Consider the following 892-nt stretch of genomic DNA (forward strand, 5'->3'; position numbering starts at 1 on the left):
CCGGATCGAAGCACTTGGCCGGCTTGCCCGCAACGGTCCTGGCCGGCCTCCTGTACCCGGTTCGCCCCGACATGCCGCTGACCCGGAGCTGGAAAGAAGCATCAGGGAAGCTATCGAATGGTATGGAGCCTTCTTTCCGGACGCCAGGCGGATGCCCGCTGGAACACGCAGCGCCAATGGCGCCGGCATAAAGGCCGGGGCCAGTACCGGAGCGCGGCAGGTGCGCAGTGCGACGGGCTCGCCTGCAGTGATCCCAGCCACCAGCCTGGCCGGGGCGTGGCTGGATCTGGCGCGGGCACCTTCACGGATTGATACGCCGACATCGGCACTGATAGCCGTGCTCAACCTGCACGGAGTGGACATCACGCGGCGTGAGCATATCTTCACGGTGCTCGATACCAATGTGCACATCACGCCCGCGTTTCTTGCCGGGCTGATCGGGCCGGAACTGCTCGACGAGGCCTCGACGCTTCATGCGAACAGTAATGGCATTAACAGCTCACGCCGGGCCAGCATCCAGCGACATCAGGACTTTGCTGCGGCGCTGGGTAAGGACCGCCTGCAGCAGCGCCTGTTCCTGCCGGATAACCTGACACCGGGCGGGCGCGCCGACGGGGTCTATTTTGATGGCAATGCGCTGGTCAATGCGGTGGGCAGGAGCGTGGACGATCTGGCCGGTGATCCATCCCTGATGCGGCTGCCTGATTTCGCGGGTCTGACGCAAGCGGCGCGCCGCAGGATGGTGGTCGACTGGCTGGATGCACACGGTCAGGATACCCAGTACACCTTCGGCACGTTTGAACACTCGATGGCGTCCGTGCTGAAGACGGCGGCGCTGTCCCGGGGAGAAGCGGCACCGCAGCCGTATGCGTCCCGCGAAGCACTGGGAGCG

At 65.1% G+C, this 892-nt stretch carries 1 protein-coding gene; it reads left to right on the forward strand.

The genetic code is table 11. The annotated features are described in order from the left end of the window. Positions 1-151 precede the first annotated feature (151 nt). Positions 152-892 (forward strand): hypothetical protein (locus HV796_RS42815; RefSeq protein ID WP_175233623.1); only part of this gene is annotated, 741 nt, incomplete at its 3' end.

Source organism: Paraburkholderia humisilvae (genome assembly GCF_902859855.1).
GTDB classification, from domain to species: domain Bacteria; phylum Pseudomonadota; class Gammaproteobacteria; order Burkholderiales; family Burkholderiaceae; genus Paraburkholderia; species Paraburkholderia humisilvae.